This window comes from Bradyrhizobium sp. SZCCT0153 (assembly GCF_018129995.1).
GTDB classification, from domain to species: Bacteria; Pseudomonadota; Alphaproteobacteria; order Rhizobiales; family Xanthobacteraceae; genus Bradyrhizobium; species Bradyrhizobium japonicum_G.
Genome location: NZ_JAFCKS010000009.1, coordinates 1 through 20,361 on the forward strand (window position 1 = coordinate 1; position 20,361 = coordinate 20,361).

Genomic DNA, 20,361 nt, shown 5'->3' on the forward strand with positions numbered 1-20,361 from the left:
GAGCACGGCATAAGCCGTCCAACCACTGCGCAGGGAAGGCCGAGTGATTGGCTACACCTGTATGCTGCTGTGCGGTTTTCTCTGCGTGTGCTTTTCGCGCAGCGGACCGCGGGTGCAAGCCGGCACCCGGCCTTCCCTGCGCCCTCTTGGCTTAGAGGGTGGAGAAACGAAGCAGAGCTCGGGCGAAATGCGCCGCGAGGACGCGAAGCCGTGCCTGCAAGTCGAAATGTGTGTCGCAGGACTGCGATGTCGCCCCTTGCTCCGTCATTGCGATGTGTAAAGGCGAATACGTCGACTCACCTCGCTTGGCGCAATCGTCGAGCCGGATGGGGGGCGCGATGCGCCCGCACGAAATCTCAAGTTGTAGAGCGTCACCCCAGCAAGGGGTATCTCGGTAAGCCAATTCGTGTCTTCCGGGTCACGATTGTGCCATCCACGCAACAGTCATCGCGGATTTAACCCATATCTCCGTCCGTTCGCATCGGCGCCGCTTTTTAGCCACACCTGAACATGAATAAAATAACTCGAATGTTTGGCGGCAGCGGTGGTCTTGGAAGGCGACGGGAAATCCCAAGGTCGATTCAAATCTTGGCTCTGATTTTTCGGGTCTGAAAGGGTTGGCCGGGGAAACTGGTTGCGATGGACGCGAAGACCGACATCAAGCAGAGGCTGCCGAGCCGTCACGTGACGGAAGGGCCAACGCGCGCGCCCCATCGCTCCTACTTCTACGCCATGGGCCTGACTACCGCGCAGATCCACCAGCCTTTCGTCGGCGTCGCTTCCTGCTGGAACGAGGCCGCGCCCTGCAACATTTCCCTGATGCGCCAGGCCCAGGCCGTGAAGAAGGGCGTGGCTTCCGCCGGCGGCACGCCGCGCGAATTCTGCACCATCACCGTGACCGACGGCATCGCCATGGGCCATGACGGCATGCGCTCCTCGCTGCCGTCGCGCGAATGCATCGCCGACTCGGTCGAGCTGACTGTCCGCGGCCACGCCTATGACGCCCTCGTGGGCCTCGCCGGCTGCGACAAGTCGCTGCCGGGCATGATGATGGCGATGGTCCGCCTCAACGTTCCCTCGATCTTCATCTATGGCGGCTCGATCCTGCCCGGCAATTTCCGGGGCCAGCAGGTCACCGTGCAGGACATGTTCGAAGCTGTCGGCAAGCACTCGGTCGGCGCCATGTCGGACGAGGACCTCGACGAGATCGAGCGCGTGGCCTGCCCGTCGGCGGGCGCCTGCGGCGCGCAGTTCACCGCCAACACCATGGCGACCGTCTCCGAGGCGATCGGCCTGGCGCTGCCGTATTCGGCCGGCGCTCCGGCGCCGTATGAAATCCGCGACGCTTTCTGCATGACCGCGGGCGAGCAGGTCATGGATCTGATCGCCCGAAACATCCGGCCGCGCGACATCGTCACCCGCAAGGCGCTGGAGAATGCGGCCGCCGTTGTCGCCGCCTCGGGTGGCTCGACCAATGCTGCACTGCACCTACCGGCAATCGCGCATGAGTGCGGCATCAAGTTCGACCTGTTCGACGTCGCCGAAATCTTCAAAAAGACACCATATGTCGCGGATTTGAAGCCGGGCGGCCGTTATGTCGCCAAAGACATGTTTGAAGTAGGTGGCATACCGCTTCTGATGAAGACGCTGCTCGACAATGGATTTCTCCACGGTGACTGCCTCACCGTCACCGGTCGAACGATCGCCGAAAACCTCAAGAGCGTGAAATGGAATCCGCACCAGGACGTGGTGCACCCGGCAGACAAACCCATCACCGTCACGGGCGGTGTGGTCGGTCTGAAGGGCAATTTGGCGCCAGAAGGTGCGATCGTGAAAGTCGCGGGAATGTCCAACCTCAGGTTTACCGGTCCGGCCAGGTGCTTTGACCGTGAGGAGGATGCTTTCGAGGCGGTCCAGAAGCGTACCTACCGCGAAGGCGAAGTCATCGTGATCCGCTACGAGGGGCCGAAGGGCGGTCCCGGCATGCGGGAAATGCTCCAGACCACCGCGGCGCTGACCGGCCAGGGCATGGGCGGCAAGATCGCGCTCATCACCGACGGCCGCTTCTCCGGCGCCACCCGCGGCTTCTGCATCGGCCATGTCGGGCCGGAAGCCGCCATCGGCGGTCCCATCGGCCTGCTCGAAGACGGCGACATCATCGAGATCGACGCGGTGGCCGGGACCCTTAACGTAAAATTGAGCGACCAGGAACTGGTCCAGCGCAAGACCAAATGGAGCGCTCGCGCGACTAACCACACGACGGGCGCGCTCTGGAAATATGCTCAGCAGGTTGGACCAGCGGTCGGTGGGGCAGTCACCCATCCGGGCGGCGCGCACGAGAAACAGTGCTATGCGGATATCTAGGCGTACCATAGTTGCGTTTGTGTTGGGGGCCGGCGCGCTGGCCGCGCCGGCGCTCGCCTTTGACGGCGCACCTGTCAGCCCGAAGGATGCGACCATCCCGGTGGTCACGACCTTGCCGGGCGCAGCGGGCAAGGTGCGCAATGTGCCGCCGGCGGCCTTGCCCCAGGAAACCTCGCTCAGCGCCCTGCAATACGCCGCCGAAGGTGGCCACCCGATCGCGCAGTGGAAGCTCGGCCGCATGTACGCCAATGGCGACGGCGTCGCTCAGGACGACGTGCGCGCCTTCGAATATTTCAGCCGGATCGCCAACGCGCATGCCGAGGACAGCCCGTCGGCGCCGCAGGCGCAGGTCGTGGCCAACGCCTTCGTCGCGCTCGGCCGTTATTATCTCGCCGGCATCCCGAACTCGAAGATCAAGGCCGATCCGGACCGGGCGCGGGAGATGTTCTCCTACGCGGCGTCCTATTTCGGCAATGCGGATGCGCAATACGATCTCGCCCGGCTGTACCTGAAGACCCCGGACGCCTCGCGCGAGGATTTCCGCTATGGCGCGCGCTGGCTTGGCCTCGCGGCCCAGAAGGGCCAGCACGAGGCGCAGGCGCTGCTCGGTCAGATGCTGTTCAACGGCGACCGCCTGCCGCGGCAGGCCGCCCGCGGTCTGATGTGGCTGACGCTCGCGCGTGACAGCGCCGGGACCGACGAGGTCTGGATCAAGGAAAGCTACAACCGCGCCTTCTCCAAGGCCTCCGACGACGACCGCGCCATGTGCCTGCAAATGCTGGAACAGTGGGTGCAGGGCCGCCGCGAATAGGCCGCTCTCTTAGGATGGGCAAAGGCGCCTTGGCGCCGTGCCCACCACCACCTCGGCATATTGCCTAAGCCGCCTCCAGATCGAGATCCGCCCACACCGGCACGTGGTCCGACGGCTTCCCCCAGCCGCGCACATAGCTGTCGATGCCGACATTGGCGAGCCGATCGCTGGCCTGCGGCGACAACAGCAGGTGATCGATCCGCAGGCCATGGTTCTTCTGCCAGGCGCCGGCCTGATAGTCCCAGAAGGTGTAGAGCCCGGGCTCGTCGGTGACGGCGCGCAAGGCATCGGTCAGGCCGAGGCCGAGCAGTGACTGAAAGCTCTCCCGTGTCTCGGCCTTGAACAGAGCGTCCTCGGTCCAGGCGGCGGGATTGTGGACGTCGCGGGCATGCGGGATGACGTTGAAGTCGCCTGCGAGGATCAGCGGCTCCTCGGTCTTGAGGCGCTCCTTCGAATATTCAAGAAGCCGCGACATCCATTTGAGCTTGTAGGGATATTTCTCGGTCCCGACCGGGTTGCCATTGGGCAGATAGAGGCAGGCAATGCGCAACACCCCGCGCTTGAGCGTCACCACGCCTTCGAGGAAGCGGGCATGGGCGTCCTCGTCGTCGCCGGCCAGCCCCGACTTGGTCTCGTCGAACCGGAGCTTCGAGAGCAGGGCGACACCGTTGAAGGTCTTCTGTCCGTGGGTGACTACGTTGTAGCCGAGCGCCTCGATCTCCAGCCGCGGGAAGGCCTCGTCGACGCATTTGATCTCCTGGAGGCAGACGATGTCCGGCTGGCACTCCTTCAGCCAGCTCAGCAGGAGATCGATCCGCTGCCGAACCGAGTTCACGTTCCAGGTGGCAATTCTGATGGGCATGTCGGCGGCTCCGGGCAGGGGCCATGGTTAGAACAAAATGCAAACGCGCCCGTCAAGGACGCCGCAAAATCTCCCACAAAATTAACCCGGCTTAAGCCCGCCCCGGGCCATTGATACCGAAAAGGTTTTTCGAATGGGATGGCCAGACAAATCCATGAAGCGAACCGAACCGCGCAGCGGCCTGATCGGCGCGTTTCTGTATTGGCTCGGCGGCTACGAGATCGAGGAGGGCCTGACCGCCGATCTCAGCGAGCGCGAGCTGCGCCGCATCCGCGCCAAGCAGATCGACGCGGTGACGCGGCTGATTCCGGTGACGATGGCCGTCACCATGCTCAACGTCGCCATCGTGCTGATCCTGTTCTGGGGCCGGGGCTGGAACGACTTCCTCGCGATCTGGGGCGTGACGCTCGCCGCCGTCGCCCTCGTCGCGTTCCGGTCATGGCAGCGATCGCACGCGAGCCCCCCGCAGGAAGCCTCGCCGCATGCCGCGCGGCAGATGCTGCGGCAGGCATTCTTCCTCGCCGCGATCTGGGGCACGTTGCCGCTCGCGCTGTTCAGCCGCGTCGAGCCGACCAGCCAGCTCATCCTGGCCTGCCTGATGGTGGGCATGATGTCCGGCGGCGCCTTCACGCTGTCGACCTTCCCGCGCGCCGGCCTCGCCTATCTCGCCACCATGACGATCGCCTGCGCCGGTGCGCTGTTCGTGTGCGGGACGGGGCCGTATCTGGTGACGGCGGTGTTCCTGCTGCTGTTCGCGTTCTTCATGGCGCGCAACATCGTCTCGCAGGGCAATTTGTTTCTCGGCAATCTCAAGGCCCGGCTCGAGCTCGAACGGCAGACCGAGATCATCTCGCTGCTGCTGAAGGATTTTCAGGAGAACGCCAGCGACTGGCTGTGGCAGACGGATGCCGAAGGACATCTCACCGACGTGCCCCAACGCTTCGCCGACGTCGCGCAATTGCCGCTTCCGCTCCTGAAGGGATCGCTCTTCGCCGACGTGCTCGACATGCTCTGTCCCGAGGACAAGGCGGCCGCCTACAACATCGTCGGCCTGATGGAGCATGCCGAGCCGCTGCACGAGATGAACCTCAAGGTCGTTGCCGGCGGCGAGGCGCGGCTGTGGTCGCTGACCGCGAAGCCGGCCTATGACCGCGACGGCCAGTTTCTCGGCTATCGCGGCTTCGGGCGCGACGTCACCGAGCGCTGGCGCGCGGAAAAGGCCGAGGCCGAAAGCCGCGCCAAGTCCGATTTCCTGGCGGTGATGAGCCACGAGATCCGCACCCCGATGAACGGCGTGCTCGGGCTCGCCAGCATGCTGCTGGAGACCAGGCTCGATCCTGAGCAGCACGAGGCCGTCACCACGATCCGGGAGTCCGGCGACAATCTCCAGCGCATCCTCAATGACATCCTCGATCTCTCCAAGCTCGAGGCCGGGCGCTTCGCGTTCGAGGCGATCGATTTTGCACCGCAGTCGCTGGTCGAAGCGGTCGCAACCGTCGTGCGCGCGAGCGCCAAGAGCAAAGGATTGGCGGTCAAGGTCGAGCTCGATCCGACCCTGCCGCCGACGCTGCGCGGCGACGTCGCGCGCATCCGCCAGGTGCTGCTCAACCTTGCTTCCAACGCGGTGAAGTTCACCGATGAGGGCGAGGTGACGATATCCGCGACCTGCCAGGCGCGCCGCGATCTGCTCGCGACCGTCGAATGGACGGTGACCGACAGCGGCATCGGCATCGCTCCGGAGAAGCTCGACAAGCTCTTCAGTGACTTCGCGCAGGCCGACGCCTCGATCAGCCGCCGCTTCGGCGGCACCGGGCTTGGGCTTGCGATCTCCCGGCGCATCATCGAGCAGATGGGCGGCACCATCGGCGTCACCTCGACGCCGGGCGAGGGCTCGACCTTCCGCTTCACGCTGGTGCTGCCCTGGAGCCAGGCGCAGGCCTCCGACCTGGCGGACGGCCGCGATGAGGCCGACGAGCTCAAGGCGCGTATCGCCGGGCTCGACCGGCCGCTGAAGGTGCTGGTCGCGGAGGACGACGCCGTCAACCGGATGGTCGTGAGCAAGATGCTCGGCGGTTTCGATGTCGAGCTGCGTGTCGTCACCGACGGCGTCGAGGCCGTCGCCGCGGTTTCCGAGGTCGATTACGACATCGTGCTGATGGACGTGCGCATGCCCGACATGGACGGCTTGGCCGCGACCCGTGCGATCCGCGCGCAAGGCGGGCGCTACGCGACGTTGCCAATCACCGCGCTGACCGCCAACGCGTTTCCCGAGGACGTGAGGATCTGCCGCGAGGCAGGCATGTCCGATTTCCTGGCAAAGCCGCTGCGCAAGCCGGCGCTGGTCGCGGCATTGCTGCGTGCGCTGGACGGCCACACGATGCCTGATGAGGCGCCGCTTCAGCCGGAACTGATTCCGGTCGAGGCGGACTGGACGGACGAGGAAAGGCAGATGACCGGCGCGTAGCCGGTCAGATCGAGAAGCTGGTCCCGCAGCCGCAGGACGCCGTCGCGTTCGGATTGTTGACGCGGAACGAAGCGCCGATCAGGTCGTCGACGAAATCGACCTGCGAGCCCGCCAAGAACGGCTGGGAGGCGGAATCGACCAGGACCACCGCATTCTCCTGCTCGATCACGAGATCGTCGTCGGTGCGGTCGCGGTCGATGTCGAACTTGTACTGGAATCCCGAGCAGCCGCCGCCCTCGACGGAGATGCGCAGCATCGCGCCAGAACCTTCGCCCTTGAGGATCTCCCCAATCCGGCGTGCGGCGCGGTCACTGATGGTCACGTCAGTCGTCATAGCTCGTCTCCGATAGTCCCGCGGTCATACCAAATTCACTTGTCAGGATCACTTGCCCAATTCATTTGGTATCCCGCGTCCGGCATAGTTAAGTGCAAGGATACGCAGAATCAAATGGATAGGGACTAAATTCGCCGTGTCCGTCGGAATGGCTGCCCCCCGCGCGCCCTATGCCTGCGATCCCGATCGCAGCCGCGGCCGGCTGGTCGCCGAGCCGCCGAGCCGGACCCGCAGCCCGTTCCGGCGGGATTGCGACCGGGTGATCCATTCGACCGCGTTCCGCCGCCTGAAGTACAAGACCCAGGTGTTCGTGTTCCACGAGGGCGACCACTACCGCACCCGGCTGACCCATTCGCTGGAGGTGGCACAGATCGCGCGCGCACTGGCCCGGCAGCTTGGGCTGGACGAGGACCTCACGGAGACGCTGGCGCTCGCCCACGACCTTGGCCATCCGCCCTTTGGGCATGCCGGCGAGCGGGCGCTGGACGCCTGCCTGAACGGTTTTGGCGGCTTCGACCACAACGCCCAGACGCTCCGCGTCGTCGCGGCGCTGGAGCACCGCTATCCCGAGTTCGACGGACTCAACCTGACCTGGGAGTCGCTGGAGGGCATCGTCAAGCACAACGGCCCGCTGACCGATCGCAACGGCGCGCCGGTCGGGCGCTATCGCGAGCACGGCATTCCCGTCGGGATCGCCGACTACGTCAAGGCCTACGATCTCGAACTGTGGAGCTTCGCCTCGCTGGAAGCACAGGTCGCCGCGATCGCCGACGACATCGCTTATGATGCCCACGACATCGACGACGGCCTGCGCGCCGGCCTGTTCCATCTCGACGATCTCAAGGCGATGCCGCTCACGGCCGAGATCATCGCCGAGACGTCCGCGCACTATCCAGATCTCGAAGACGTCAGGCGCGGGGCCGAGCTGGTGCGCGAACTGATCTCGCATCTGATCGGCGCCGTGTTTGCAGAGGCGCAGAAGAACCTCGCCGTCGTCAAGCCGCAATCGGCCCGGGACGTGCGCCAGCAGAGCCGGGCGCTGATCGCGTTCCCCGCCGCAGTCGCGGAGGAGGAGGCTGCCATCAAGCGCTTCCTCTACCAGCACATGTACCGCCACAAGCGGGTAATGCGGGTGATGGGGGAGGCGGAGCAGATCCTGTTCGACCTGTTCGCGAAATACCTGAAGGTGCCGGCCGAGCTGCCGCCGGAATGGCTGCTGGGGGCGGAGGCGGACAACGCGGGCGACCGGGCTCGCCGGATCGGCAATTTCATCGCCGGAATGACCGACCGTTTCGCCCTGACCGAGCACCAGCGGCTCTTTGACTCGACCCCGGATTTGCGTTAGGCGGCGCCCATGCCCGACACATCCTCATCCCTGCACCTGTTCGCCGACGTGCTCGCGCGCGTGCACGCCGCCTGCCGCGCGCTCGCGGTGGATGCCAGCTGGCCCGAGGGCATCGATTTCTCGCGCGTGGTGGTCGAGCCGCCGCGCGACGCCTCCCATGGCGACATGGCGACCAATGCCGCCATGGTGCTTGCGAAAGAGGCAAAGGCGAAGCCCCGCGACCTCGCCGAGCAGATCGCCGAACGGCTGCGCGCCGATGCGCTGATCGCCAAGGTCGACATCGCCGGTCCCGGTTTCATCAATTTGACGCTCAGGCCGGCCGCATGGGCCGAGGCGTTGCGCACGGTGCTGCGCGAGGGCGCCGATTACGGCCGCGTCCGCGGCGGCTCCAAGGTCAATGTCGAATACGTCTCGGCCAATCCGACCGGACCGATGCATGTCGGCCATTGCCGCGGTGCCGTGTTCGGCGACGCGCTCGCGAGCCTGCTCCAGTTCGGCGGCCACGACGTCACGCGCGAATATTACATCAACGACGCCGGCGCCCAGGTCGACGTGCTCGCGCGCTCAGCATTTCTCCGGTATCGCGAGGCGCTCGGCGAGGACATCGGCGCGATCCCGGAAGGGCTCTATCCCGGCGACTATCTGAAGCCGGTCGGGCAGGCGCTAGCCAGGGAGCATGGCGACAAGCTGCTCGCGATGAGCGAGGCGCAATGGCTGCCGACGGTGCGCGCCAAGGCGATCGCGATGATGATGGACGAGATCAAGGATGATCTCGCCGCCCTCAACATCCGCCACGACGTGTTCTTCTCCGAGCGCTCGCTGATAGAGACCGGGGACAACAAGGTCGCCGAGACCATCGATTTCCTGAAGGCCAAGGGCGACATCTACGAAGGCCGCCTGCCGCCGCCGAAGGGCGCGCCGGTCGAGGATTGGGAAGACCGCGAGCAGCTGCTGTTCAAGGCGACCGCCTACGGCGACGACGTCGATCGGCCGCTGATCAAGTCGGACAATTCCTACACCTACTTCGCCTCCGACATCGCCTACCACAAGAACAAGTTCGACCGCGGTTTTGCGGAGATGATCGACGTCTGGGGCGCCGACCATGGCGGCTACATCAAGCGGATGCAGGCGGCGGTGAAGGCGACGACGTCCGGCAAGGGCGCGCTCGACGTCAAGATCGTCCAGCTCGTGAAGTTGCTGCGCAATGGCGAGCCGGTGAAAATGTCGAAGCGAAGCGGGGACTTCGTCACCTTGCGTGAGGTGGTGGATGAAGTCGGTCAGGACGCCGTGCGCTTCATGATGCTCTACCGCAAGAACGACGCGGTGCTCGACTTCGACCTCGCCAAGGTCATGGAACAGTCGCGTGACAACCCGGTGTTCTACGTCCAGTACGGCCACGCCCGCGGCCACTCGATCTTCCGGAATGCGCGTACCGAGGTGTTCCCGGAACTCCCGGAGGACTCAGGCAAGCGCGTTGCATGGCTGCGTGAGTCGGCGGTGGAACGGCTGTCTGATCCGGTGGAACTCGACCTTCTTAAGCGCCTCGCAATTTATCCGCGCATGCTGGAAGCGGCCGCCAGTGCCCATGAGCCGCACCGAATTGCGTTCTATCTCTATGAGTTAGCCAGTGAATTTCATGCGCTTTGGACGAAGGGGCGCGATTTGCCCTATTTACGCTTCATTATCAATAATGATGCAGAGCTAACGAAGGCGCGGCTGGCCATGGTCCAGGGCGTCGTCTCCGTCCTGGCATCGGGCCTCGCCATCCTCGGCGTCCATGCTCCGGACGAGATGCGGTAGTTTGGGGCGAACTACTTAAGGGGAATTTTGGGGGTAACCGGCAGAAGCCGGATCACTTAGACTTGGTTGAAAGCCTTGTGGGTCGAAAGCCGTGCCTTGGTCGAGGGGCGCGCGGCTTTCCCGAAGGGACGCATCATCACGATGGCCGAACGATATCAGGACAGACCGTTTCCTTCCGATGACTACGGTCGCGGTGGCGACCAGCATGGCAAGGCGGAAAATGATCCCCTGGCCGAACTTGCCCGCCTGATCGGACAGACCGATCCCTTCGCAGCGCAGGGACGGCCCGGTACCCGCACGCCGGCGGCGCCAGCGCCGGCCCAGAGCTATCAGGACGACGACTATTCGCAGGACGATGACCAGCAGGACTATGCCGAGCAGGCGTCGCCGCCTCCGGCCGGGCCGCCCTCATGGATGCGGCGCGCCAACGTGCAGCCGCAGCCGGCACCCGAACCCGACTATCCGGTCTCTGTGAACCCGGTTCATCCATTGCATCGCTATTCGGCCCAGCCGACCGCGCCCGAGCCTGATTTTCATCAGCCGCAAGCCTATCAGGATCACGCATATCAGGATCAGGCTTATCAAGCTCAGGCCTATCAAGGGCATGCTCGCCAGCAACATGATCAGGCTTATCAGGAGCATGCCTATCAGGAGCTGCATCAGCAGCCCGATCCGGCGCGCTACGATGATGCGCTCTACGGACGGCTGGAGGCGGGCGAGCAGGACTACCAGCGCGATCCGGCCTATCCGGACGATCCCTACGCGTTCCAGAGCGATTATCCCGAAGCAGATCTCGACGAGCCGAAGAAGCAGCGCGGCGGCATGATGACCGTCGCGGCGATTCTCGCGCTCGCCGTGGTCGGCACTGGCGCGGCCTTCGCCTACAAGACCTATGTGGGCTCGCCCCGCAGCGGCGAGCCGCCGATCATCAAGGCCGACAACACCCCGACCAAGATCGTGCCTGCGCCGACGGATTCCTCGGCCAAGGTGCCGGATCGCATGGTCAGCGGCGATGGCACCGAGAAGATCGTGCCGCGCGAGGAGGCGCCTGTCGACGTCAACGCCAAGGCGGGCGGTCCCCGCGTGGTGTTCCCGCCGCTGAACCAGAATGCGAATCCGCCTCCGGTGGCGAGCGTTTCGCCGTCCATGGTTCCATTACAAAGCGCCGGCACAAACGCGAGCAACGGGACCCTGCCGAACAATTCGCCGCGCCCGATCAGGACTGTGGCCGTGAAGGGTGATCAGACCGATAGCACCGCGCCACAATCGGCTGCGGCCAAGCCGGCAACTGCACCAAAGCCGGTCGCTGCCCCGGCCGCGCCGCGCAATCCGCCGACCTCGGCCAATGCCAGCGCCAACCAGCCGATGTCGCTGGCTCCGCAGGCGGCGCCGGCTGAACCGCCGCAGCGGATGGCTGCGACCAATCCGACGCAAATTGCGCCCCCCAGCAGCGGTGGCGGCGGCTATGTCGTGCAGGTCTCCTCGCAGCAGACGGAAGACAGCGCCCACGCCTCCTATCGCGTGCTTCAGAGCAAGTATGGCAGCGTGCTGGGCTCCCGCTCGCCGGTGATCAAGCGGGTCGATCTCACCGACAAGGGCAAGGGAATCGTCTACCGCGCTTTCGCAGGGCCCTATGGTTCGGCTGAGGAAGCGACGCAGGCCTGCAACAGCCTGAAGTCCGCAGGCCTGTCCGCCTGCTTCGTCCAGAGGAATTAACGGCCGTTTCCTTGACCCCCTCGCGGGGCAGGGTTAATCGGCCCTTATGAGCACGCGGGCCTTCATTACGGGCGTATCCGGAACGGAACTGACCGCCGCCGAGCGGGAGTTTATCCGCAGCGAGCGCCCATGGGGCTTCATCCTCTTCAAGCGCAATGTCGAGACGCCGGCACAAGTTGCTGCACTCGTTGCTGAATTGCGTGCGGTTTCCGAAGCCGCCGACGCGCCGGTCCTGATCGATCAAGAGGGCGGTCGGGTGCAGCGGCTGGGGCCGCCACATTGGCCGGTCTATCCGCCGGGCGCCATTTTCGCGGGTCTGTACAACACTGATTCGGCGCTTGGGCTGACTGCGGCGCGCCTGAGTGCCCGCCTGATCGCGGCCGATCTCGCCGAACTCGGCATTACCGTGGATTGCTTGCCGTTGGCTGACGTACCGGTGGCGGGTGCCGATGCCGTGATCGGAAATCGGGCCTATGGCACTGAGCCCGGCAAGGTCGCGACGATCGCCCGCGCGGTCACCGAGGGCCTGGAGCAGGGCGGCGTGCTGCCGGTCCTCAAGCACATTCCCGGCCATGGCCGCGCCACGGCCGACACCCATTTCAAGCTGCCGACGGTCGATACGCCACGGGATGAGTTGGAGCGGACCGACTTCGCAGCCTTCAAGCCGCTGGCGGATTTGCCGATGGCCATGACTGCACATGTTGTGTTTAGCGCGGTCGACCCCGCCCATCCGGCGACGACATCTGCGACAATGATCGCTCAGGTGATTCGCGGCGCAATCGGGTTCCAGGGTTTGTTGATGAGTGATGACGTGTCGATGAACGCGCTGTCGGGAAATATCGCGGAGCGGACCCGCGCCATCTTCGCGGCCGGCTGCGACATGGCCCTGCATTGCAACGGCAACATCGAGGAGATGCGCGAGGTCGCCGGCCAGACCCCTGAACTGTCGGGCAGGGCGCTGCAGCGGGCGAATGCTGCGCTCGCGGCGCGCAGAGAGCCGCAGCCGTTCGACCGGGCGGCCGCGCGCGCCGAACTGGACGCATTGATCGCACGGGCAAACACGGCATCCGCATGACCGCAGAAATCCTATCGTTTGAAACCGGGCGGCCCGCAGAGCTTGCCGAGGGTGAGCCGGCGTTGGTGGTGGACGTCGAGGGCTATGAGGGCCCGCTCGACCTGCTGCTCGCACTGGCGCGGCAGCAGAAGGTCGACCTCGCCAAGATCTCCATCCTGGCGCTGGCCGACCAATATCTCCACTTCATCGAAGCCGCGCGAAAAATCCGGCTGGAGCTCGCTGCCGACTACCTCGTCATGGCAGCCTGGCTTGCCTTCCTGAAATCGCGCCTGCTGCTGCCGGAGCCGCCGAGCGCGGAAGGTCCGAGCGCGGAAGAGATGGCGACCGCGCTCGCCAACCGTCTGCGCCGGCTGGAAGCCATTCGCGAAGCCGCCAACCGGCTGATGAACAGGCCGCAATTGCAGCGCGACATCTTCCCGCGCGGCGAGCCCGAACGGATCGCCGAGATCAAGCATCCGAAATACACCGCGACACTTTACGACCTGCTCACGGCCTACGCCGCGCAGCGTCAGTCGCGCGTGCTGGCGAGTGTGCATCTGGCCAAGCGCACGGTGTGGTCGCTCGCCGAGGCGCGCGCGACGCTGGAGCGGCTGGTCGGCAGCATCAGCGAACAGGACGACTGGGGCGTTCTCGACGATTTCCTGATCAGACACGTCGCCGATCCGACCCAGCGTGCGACGGTGTTCGCCTCGAGTTTCGCCGCTGCGCTCGAGCTGGTGCGCGAGGGGCAGCTCGAGCTGAACCAGAAAGAGGCATTTGCGCCCATCTACTTCCGGAAGGGGCGTCCCAAGCCGGTCCCGGACGCAGCTCCTGCGCCTGATGCGCCGGTCGCTTAAGTGCAAGAAGGAGAATCTGCCATGGCAAGCCTGGCTGAAGTGCGGGTAGAAGAGGCCGAGCCGATGGAGAGCGAGTCCCAGGCACGTCCCGAGGAATTGCGGCTGCTGGAAGCGCTGCTGTTCGCTTCGAACGAACCGCTGGATACCGCGACGCTGGCCAAGCGCATGCCCGAGGGCGTGGACGTGAAGGCTGCGCTCGAGCAGCTGCAGGCGGACTATGCCTTGCGCGGCGTGAATCTGGTGCGGGTTGCCAACAAATGGACCTTCCGCACCGCGGGCGATCTCGCCTGGCTGATGACCCGCGAAAGCACCGAGACCCGCCGCCTGTCGCGGGCCGCGATCGAGGTGCTGGCGATCATCGCCTATCACCAGCCGGTGACGCGCGCCGAGATCGAAGAGATCCGCGGCGTCGTCACGTCGAAGGGCACGCTCGACGTGCTGCTGGAGACCGGCTGGATCAAGCCGCGCGGCCGGCGCAAGACGCCCGGCCGTCCCTTGACCTTCGGAACCACCGAGGACTTCCTGTCGCAGTTCACCCTGGAACAGCTCGGCGACCTGCCGGGCCTGGAGGAACTGAAGGGCACGGGCCTGCTGGATTCGCGCCTGCCGACCGGATTCAGCGTGCCGACGCCGTCGGATGACCCGCAGTTGCGCGAGGACGAGGATCCGCTCGAACCGGGCGAGGACCTTGATCTGGCGCTGGCGCCTGCGGTGGAGCCCGAGACGCCGCCGGAAGGCGGCAATGAGGGTGGCGAGGGCGGCCGCGAGGACTGACGTTGCAGCATTTTTGCGTCCCCCTGCGACCAGTTAACACTAGCAAGATTACGTAGTGCCAACAGCGAATTGGCGCTGCCTTGGTCCTTGTTTTTGACACCCGCCAAGCCTAGGTTTCGGTGAAGATCGGCCGGGTCCCCGGCCATGCGCGTTTGGAGGGTTGCAGGATGGGTTCACTCAGCATTTGGCACTGGATCCTGGTGATCGCAGTGGTCCTGCTGCTGTTCGGTCGCGGCAAGATTTCGGATCTGATGGGCGACGTGGCACAGGGCATCAAGGCGTTCAAGAAGGGCATGCAGGACGACGACAAGGTCGCCGACAAGCCCGAGCCGGCCAAGTCCATCGAGCACAATGCCGCCCCGACCGCGGCACGGTCCGACGTCGGCAGCAAGGCCGTCTGAGCCAGAGAGCACGCGAGACGCGGGTAGAGCGGCCCCGATCCTGCGCGCGAGGGATTGGGCCGGCTGCGGCTGGCGTGAACGGAAGACCTCATGTTCGACATCGGGTGGAGTGAACTGGTCCTGATCGGGGTCGTGGCCCTGGTCGCCATCGGCCCGAAAGAGCTGCCGGGCGTGCTGCGCATGGTCGGGCAGTGGATGGGCAAGGCCCGCAAGATGGCCGCCGAATTCCAGGGCCAGTTCCAGGAAGCGATGCGCGAGGCCGAGATGGCCGACCTCAAGAAGAGCTTTGACGAGGTCAAGGAAGCCGCCTCCGGCTTCGCCGGCAACAATCTGATGACCTCGCTCCAGAAGGACGTCAGCGACGCGCTCCGCGTCGATGCGCTCGACAAGCCGGCCGAGACGCCGGCCATCGCCGCTGTCGAATCGCCCGTGACTATTGAAGCGCCGGCGACACCGACGACACCGGAAGCGCCGACACCGGAAACCTTCGTGGAAGCGGAAGCCCATGCGGCGGTGAACGAGCCGCTCGCCATCACCCGTGAGGTCGAGCAGGCGTCGGTCGTTGCGCAGGACACCGCGCCATCCGAAGCGATCAAGGACGCCAAAGCGTCATGAGCGACGCCGATATCGAGGCCAGCAAAGCCCCATTGATGGACCATCTGATCGAGCTGCGGTCGCGGCTGATCAAGGCGCTGCTCGGCTTCGGCCTGGCCTTCATCTTCTGCTTCTTCTTCGCCAAGCAGATCTACAACGTGCTGGTCTGGCCGTTCGTGTGGGTCGCGGGTCCCGAGAATTCCAAGTTCATCTACACCGCGCTGCTGGAATATTTCATCACCCAGCTCAAGCTCGCTTTGTTCGGGGCCGGCTTCATCTCGTTCCCGATCATCGCGACCCAGATCTACAAGTTCGTCGCGCCGGGCCTGTACAAGCACGAGAAGAGCGCCTTCGTACCGTATCTGGTCGCGACACCGTTCTTCTTCGTGCTGGGTGCGGCGCTGGTCTATTTCGTCGTGCTGCCGATGCTGGTCCGCTTCTCACTCGGCATGCAACAGGCCGGCAGCGACGAGACCGCGCAGATTCAACTGCTGCCCAAGGTCGGCGAATATCTGTCGCTGATGATGTCGCTGATCTTCGCCTTCGGCATCGCCTTCCAGCTTCCGGTGATCCTGACACTGCTCGGCCGCATCGGCATCGTCACGGCAAAAATGCTGCGCGAGAAGCGCCGCTATTTCATCGTCGTCGCCTTCGTGATCGCGGCCGTGCTGACGCCGCCCGACATACTCAGCCAGTGCTCGCTCGCGATCCCGTTGCTCTTGCTCTACGAGGGCTCGATCATCGCGGTGGCGATGGTGGAGAAGAAGGCTGCGGCGTCGCAGACCACCGGCACCGACGTGTCGACGCCGGCCAATCCGGCCGAATAAGGCGCGACGCCTCCGTCATTCCCCGCGAATGCGGGGAATCCGGTACGCCGTGCTCTCTCGGAGAATCACCGCCGTCTTCGGAATACTGGATCGCCCGCTTTCGCGGGCGATGACAGAGTGCTAGGGGAAACCCAGCCATTTGCATGAATGCAAATCAAGGATTTGCATGTTTGCAACAAGCCCAGGACCACGGCCATGCACGACATCAAATCGATCCGCGACAATCCGCAAGCCTTCGACGCCGGCCTCGCCCGGCGTGGCCTGAAGCCGTTGTCGGCCTCGCTGCTCGCGATCGACGAGACGCGGCGCGCGGCGATCCTGGCCTCGGAGCAGGCGCAGGCGCGGCGCAATGCGGCCTCCAAGGAGATCGGCGATGCCAAGAAGGCCAAGGACGAGGCGCGCGCGGCCAAGCTGATGGCCGAGGTCGCCGAGCTCAAGACCACGATGCCCGAGCTCGAAGCTGCCGCGAAGGCCGCCGACGAGGAGCTGACGAAAGAGCTGTCTGCGATCCCGAACATTCCGTTCGACGAAGTGCCCGACGGTGTCGACGAGCACGGCAATGTGCAGCACCACGTCTTCGGCAAGAAGCGCAACTATTCGTTCGCGCCGAAGCTGCATGACGATCTCGGCACCGCGCTCGGCTACATGGATTTCGAGGCGGCGGCAAAGCTTTCCGGCGCGCGCTTCGTCGTGCTGAAGAAGGGGCTGGCGCGGCTCGAACGCGCGATCGGCCAGTTCATGCTCGACCTGCACACCAACGAGCACGGCTACACCGAGATCAACCCGCCGCTGCTGGTGCGCAACGAGGTGATGTTCGGCACCGGGCAGTTGCCGAAATTCGAGGACGATCAGTTCTGGGCGATCAAGGGCGAACTCCTGGCCGCGCCCGACCATGAGCGGCTGAAGACAGAGCGGCTCGGCCTGATTCCGACCGCAGAAGTGTCGCTCACCAACCTCGCGCGCGAATCCATTCTCGACGAGAAGCAATTGCCGATGCGGCTCACCGCGCTGACGCCGTGCTTCCGCGCCGAGGCGGGCGCCGCGGGGCGCGACACCCGCGGCATGATCCGCCAGCACCAGTTCACCAAGGTCGAGCTGGTCTCGATCACGACACCCGAAACCAGCAAGGACGAGCTGGAGCGGATGCTCTCCTGCGCCGAGCAGGTGTTGCAGAAACTCGACCTGCATTACCGCGTGATGACGCTCTGCGCAGGGGATATGGGTTTCTCGTCGCAAAAAACATATGACATCGAGGTCTGGATGCCAGGGCAGGGCGACGGCGGCATGTTCCGCGAGATATCGAGCTGCTCGGTGTGCGGCGACTTCCAGGCGCGGCGCATGGATGCGCGCTCGCGTGGTCCCGACGGCAAGCCGCGTTTCGTGCACACGCTGAACGGCTCCGGCACCGCGGTCGGCCGTGCGCTGATCGCCGTGATGGAGACCTATCAGCAGGAGGACGGCTCGATCGCGGTTCCCGACGTGCTCCAGCCCTATATGGGAGGACTCAAGGTGGTCGCGCGCGACTAAGGCAGCGTTGCTCGCCTGTAAACGCAGAAACGTTTGGTTGCGAAGATCGGGCGGCAGGTTATCCTGCCGGCCACCCGACAACGCGGACCCACCGTTCATGGCCTTGCACCGCGATATCTTCTGGGTCGGCCGACAATGGGCGGTGACAGGTGCCGGCATCCAGGCCGTCGATCAGCGCCTGCGCGGAGTGCTCGACATCGACATCGCGCGGCTCTGGGACGATCATCTCGTGCAAAGCCGGCGGGTCAAGCCCGGCGTCAATGCCGCGGATTTCGACAAGGCCCTGACGCTCGCACGTGAACGTTTCCCGCAGGCGCCGGATGCGGATCTGATCGTGGCTCAGCTGGAAGCGCTCGGCGTGATCGAGACTCCCGTCGCGAGCCCTGTCGTGCCGGCCATGAATCTGCGCGGGGAAGGCAGCCTCGCACGCTTCCTGCCGCAATGGCGCATCCGCCGGTAGCAGGATCAGGCCGGGAACCCGACGCCGGACCCAATCGGCTGGTTTGCCTGATCGGTCCCGGCCGGATAAGACGGCTTTAGGCCCGCTTCAGGAATCGAACCCTTCCATGCGCATTCTCTGCACCAATGACGACGGCATTCACGCCCCCGGCCTCAAGGTCGTGGAGGAGATCGCACGCGCATTGTCCGAAGACGTCTGGGTGGTTGCGCCCGAGCTCGACCAGTCCGGTGTCTCGCATTCGCTGTCGCTGAATGATCCCTTGCGCCTGCGCGAGGTCGGTCCGCGCCATTTCGCGGTGCGCGGCACGCCGACCGACTGCGTGATCATGGGTGCGCGCCATATCCTCGGCGCTCAGCTGCCCGATGTCGTGCTGTCCGGTGTCAACAAGGGCCGCAACGTCGCCGAGGACGTGGTCTATTCCGGCACCATCGCCGGGGCGCTGGAAGGCACCATCCTGGGGCTGCCGTCGTTCGCCCTGTCGCAGGAGTTCAGCGTCGAAACCCGCGAGCGTCCGCTGTGGGACACCGCGCGCAAATTCGGGCCCGATATCCTGCGCAAGGTGATCGCCGCCGGAATTCCGAAGGACACCGTCATCAACGTCAATTTCCCGGCCTGCGCGCCGGAGGATGTGCTGGGCATTCGCGTTACGCGCCAGGGCAAGCGCAATCTCGGCTTCCTCAGGATCGACGAGCGCAGGGACGGCCGCGGCAATCCCTATTTCTGGATCGGCTTCGAGCGCGCGGCAATGATGGATACGCCGGCAGACGGCACCGATCTCGCGGCGCTCCGCGAGCGCTACGTCTCGGTCACGCCGCTCAGGCTCGACCGCACCAACGAAGCGTTTTCAGAGGAACTGAGTGCGACGCTGAAGTAGCGGCTAGCTGCCGCGAAGCGCGGCTTCGATGGTCTTGCCGAGCGCGTCGAGCTGAAACGGCTTCTGAAGCGCAGGCCGGTCGCGGTACTGCTCGGGCAGTCCGGAGGAGCCGTATCCGGTGGCGAAGATGAAGGGGCAGCCTTTCGCCTTGATCACATCGGCCACCGGCGAGATGACCTTGCCGTTGACGTTGACGTCGAGGATCGCGATGTCGAATTCGGTCGCCTGGGCGAGCCGCATGGCTTCGGCGATGTCGCCCGCTTCGGCTGCGACCTTGTAGCCGAGCTCTTCGAGCATGTCCGCGACCATCATCCTGATCATCACCTCGTCTTCGACGAGGAATACAGAGCGGCCCGAAAGCCCTGTCGCGGCGGTCATGGTTGAGTCCTTGCCCATTGCCAAAAACGTTCGCAGATAACACGAATCGACGCAATGCGCGTTTCGACGAACGGATGTCTGAAAATGGCCATCGCGGCTCGCCCGTTGCAAGCCCATTTGTGGTCAGATACGCCATCCGAACGATATCATGGGTTCCTGCGCAGGAACAGGATTCTCCGCCCTCGGGCTTCGCGCCAAGGCCCCAAAGAGCAGGCAATGACCTCCCATCAGCCCCCGCCCGAAAAGATGATGTTTCAGCTCACGCTGAGGCGTCGCGGCATCAGCGACCAGGCGGTGCTGCGGACCATGGAGGAGGTGCCGCGCGAGCAGTTCGTCGACGAAGCCGATCGCGAGGGCGCCTATCGCGATAGTGCGCTGCCGATCGCGTGCGGGCAGACCATCAGCCAGCCCTTCGTCGTCGCCTACATGACCGAGCAGCTGCAGCTCCGGAAGCAGCACCGCGTGCTCGAGATCGGGGCTGGCTCCGGCTATCAGGCCGCGGTGCTGTCGCGGCTTGCCGGCCAGGTGCTGACCGTCGAGCGCTATCGCAAGCTCGCGGATGCCGCTCGCGCCCGGCTTGAAAAGCTCAACTGTCACAATGTCGAGGTGATGCTGGGCGACGGTCTCAACCTGCCTCCCAATATCGGCCCGTTCGACCGCATCATCGTCACGGCCGCGATGGAGCGGCTTCCGGAGAACCTGGTCGAGCGGCTGGAGGTGGGCGGTATCCTGATCGCGCCCGTTGGTCCGCATCAGGGCGTGCAGACGCTGATCCGCCTCGTCCGGACCGAAGCCGGGATAGAGCGCAAGGAACTCGTCGAGGTCCGCTTTGTGCCGGCGCTGCCCGGAGTGGCGCGGGAGCTGTAGATTTCCGGATCGGCTGTGCTGCCAACATCTTATTGGGAGGGTTAAGCCGTTA

19 protein-coding genes are annotated in these 20,361 nt (G+C 64.9%); 16 read left to right on the plus strand and 3 right to left on the minus strand.

Annotated elements, in window-relative coordinates; genetic code table 11:
* Positions 1 to 639: 639 nt before the first annotated feature.
* The gene (gene ilvD, locus JQ572_RS29250) at positions 640 to 2,364 is read left to right on the plus strand and encodes a dihydroxy-acid dehydratase (protein WP_211386301.1); all 1,725 of its coding nucleotides are present in this window, start codon (positions 640 to 642) and stop codon (positions 2,362 to 2,364) included.
* Positions 2,351 to 3,175 (plus strand): tetratricopeptide repeat protein, encoded by an 825-nt coding sequence (locus JQ572_RS29255; RefSeq protein ID WP_211386302.1) that lies wholly within the window; start codon positions 2,351 to 2,353, stop codon positions 3,173 to 3,175. The genes ilvD and JQ572_RS29255 overlap by 14 nt, the downstream gene beginning before the upstream one ends.
* A gap of 64 nt (positions 3,176 to 3,239) precedes the next feature.
* On the opposite strand, the gene xth is transcribed toward JQ572_RS29255, so the two are convergent.
* Positions 3,240 to 4,037, minus strand: coding sequence for an exodeoxyribonuclease III (gene xth, locus JQ572_RS29260; protein ID WP_211386303.1), 798 nt, complete (start codon positions 4,035 to 4,037; stop codon positions 3,240 to 3,242).
* A gap of 133 nt (positions 4,038 to 4,170) precedes the next feature.
* Here xth and JQ572_RS29265 point away from each other — a divergent pair, with 133 nt between their 5' ends.
* A complete protein-coding gene (locus JQ572_RS29265; RefSeq protein ID WP_211386304.1) occupies positions 4,171 to 6,501 on the plus strand; it encodes a hybrid sensor histidine kinase/response regulator in 2,331 nt (776 codons plus the stop codon).
* A 4-nt stretch (positions 6,502 to 6,505) separates the two neighbouring features.
* Here JQ572_RS29265 and erpA read toward each other — a convergent pair whose 3' ends face one another.
* Positions 6,506 to 6,835, minus strand: a complete 330-nt coding sequence (gene erpA / locus JQ572_RS29270) for an iron-sulfur cluster insertion protein ErpA (RefSeq protein WP_014495044.1) — start codon at positions 6,833 to 6,835, stop codon at positions 6,506 to 6,508.
* A 136-nt stretch (positions 6,836 to 6,971) separates the two neighbouring features.
* Between erpA and JQ572_RS29275 the strand changes: the two genes are divergently transcribed.
* The 12 genes from JQ572_RS29275 to surE all read left to right on the plus strand — a co-directional run bounded on the left by JQ572_RS29275 (position 6,972) and on the right by surE (position 19,064).
* Positions 6,972 to 8,180 carry a deoxyguanosinetriphosphate triphosphohydrolase gene (locus tag JQ572_RS29275; protein WP_211386305.1) on the plus strand — a complete coding sequence of 403 codons (1,209 nt, stop codon included), beginning with the start codon at positions 6,972 to 6,974 and terminating at the stop codon, positions 8,178 to 8,180.
* A 9-nt stretch (positions 8,181 to 8,189) separates the two neighbouring features.
* A complete protein-coding gene (argS, locus tag JQ572_RS29280; RefSeq protein WP_211386306.1) occupies positions 8,190 to 9,980 on the plus strand; it encodes an arginine--tRNA ligase in 1,791 nt (596 codons plus the stop codon).
* A gap of 141 nt (positions 9,981 to 10,121) precedes the next feature.
* Complete coding sequence (locus tag JQ572_RS29285) at positions 10,122 to 11,696, plus strand: SPOR domain-containing protein (protein ID WP_211386307.1); 1,575 nt, start codon at positions 10,122 to 10,124, stop codon at positions 11,694 to 11,696.
* A 46-nt stretch (positions 11,697 to 11,742) separates the two neighbouring features.
* A complete protein-coding gene (gene nagZ, locus JQ572_RS29290; protein WP_211386308.1) occupies positions 11,743 to 12,771 on the plus strand; it encodes a beta-N-acetylhexosaminidase in 1,029 nt (342 codons plus the stop codon).
* Positions 12,768 to 13,607: a segregation and condensation protein A gene (locus JQ572_RS29295; protein WP_211386309.1), complete on the plus strand. Its 840-nt coding sequence runs from the start codon at positions 12,768 to 12,770 to the stop codon at positions 13,605 to 13,607. Before nagZ ends, JQ572_RS29295 begins: the two co-directional genes overlap by 4 nt.
* A gap of 21 nt (positions 13,608 to 13,628) precedes the next feature.
* Positions 13,629 to 14,381: an SMC-Scp complex subunit ScpB gene (gene scpB, locus JQ572_RS29300; RefSeq protein WP_211386310.1), complete on the plus strand. Its 753-nt coding sequence runs from the start codon at positions 13,629 to 13,631 to the stop codon at positions 14,379 to 14,381.
* A 167-nt stretch (positions 14,382 to 14,548) separates the two neighbouring features.
* Positions 14,549 to 14,782: a twin-arginine translocase TatA/TatE family subunit gene (locus JQ572_RS29305; protein WP_074120659.1), complete on the plus strand. Its 234-nt coding sequence runs from the start codon at positions 14,549 to 14,551 to the stop codon at positions 14,780 to 14,782.
* A 90-nt stretch (positions 14,783 to 14,872) separates the two neighbouring features.
* Positions 14,873 to 15,397, plus strand: coding sequence for a Sec-independent protein translocase protein TatB (gene tatB / locus JQ572_RS29310; RefSeq protein ID WP_211386311.1), 525 nt, complete (start codon positions 14,873 to 14,875; stop codon positions 15,395 to 15,397).
* Positions 15,394 to 16,203, plus strand: coding sequence for a twin-arginine translocase subunit TatC (gene tatC / locus JQ572_RS29315; protein WP_211386312.1), 810 nt, complete (start codon positions 15,394 to 15,396; stop codon positions 16,201 to 16,203). The genes tatB and tatC overlap by 4 nt, the downstream gene beginning before the upstream one ends.
* Before the next feature lie 195 nt (positions 16,204 to 16,398).
* Positions 16,399 to 17,730: a serine--tRNA ligase gene (gene serS, locus JQ572_RS29320; RefSeq protein WP_211386313.1), complete on the plus strand. Its 1,332-nt coding sequence runs from the start codon at positions 16,399 to 16,401 to the stop codon at positions 17,728 to 17,730.
* 97 nt (positions 17,731 to 17,827) lie between these two features.
* Complete coding sequence (locus JQ572_RS29325; RefSeq protein ID WP_211386314.1) at positions 17,828 to 18,190, plus strand: hypothetical protein; 363 nt, start codon at positions 17,828 to 17,830, stop codon at positions 18,188 to 18,190.
* A gap of 106 nt (positions 18,191 to 18,296) precedes the next feature.
* The gene (gene surE, locus JQ572_RS29330; RefSeq protein WP_211386315.1) at positions 18,297 to 19,064 is read left to right on the plus strand and encodes a 5'/3'-nucleotidase SurE; all 768 of its coding nucleotides are present in this window, start codon (positions 18,297 to 18,299) and stop codon (positions 19,062 to 19,064) included.
* A 3-nt stretch (positions 19,065 to 19,067) separates the two neighbouring features.
* Here the strand turns inward: surE and JQ572_RS29335 are convergent, their stop codons facing one another.
* Positions 19,068 to 19,460 carry a response regulator gene (locus JQ572_RS29335; protein WP_211386316.1) on the minus strand — a complete coding sequence of 131 codons (393 nt, stop codon included), beginning with the start codon at positions 19,458 to 19,460 and terminating at the stop codon, positions 19,068 to 19,070.
* A 198-nt stretch (positions 19,461 to 19,658) separates the two neighbouring features.
* On the opposite strand from JQ572_RS29335, the gene JQ572_RS29340 reads away from it, so the two are divergent.
* Positions 19,659 to 20,309 carry a protein-L-isoaspartate(D-aspartate) O-methyltransferase gene (locus tag JQ572_RS29340; protein ID WP_211386317.1) on the plus strand — a complete coding sequence of 217 codons (651 nt, stop codon included), beginning with the start codon at positions 19,659 to 19,661 and terminating at the stop codon, positions 20,307 to 20,309.
* Positions 20,310 to 20,361: the final 52 nt, after the last annotated feature.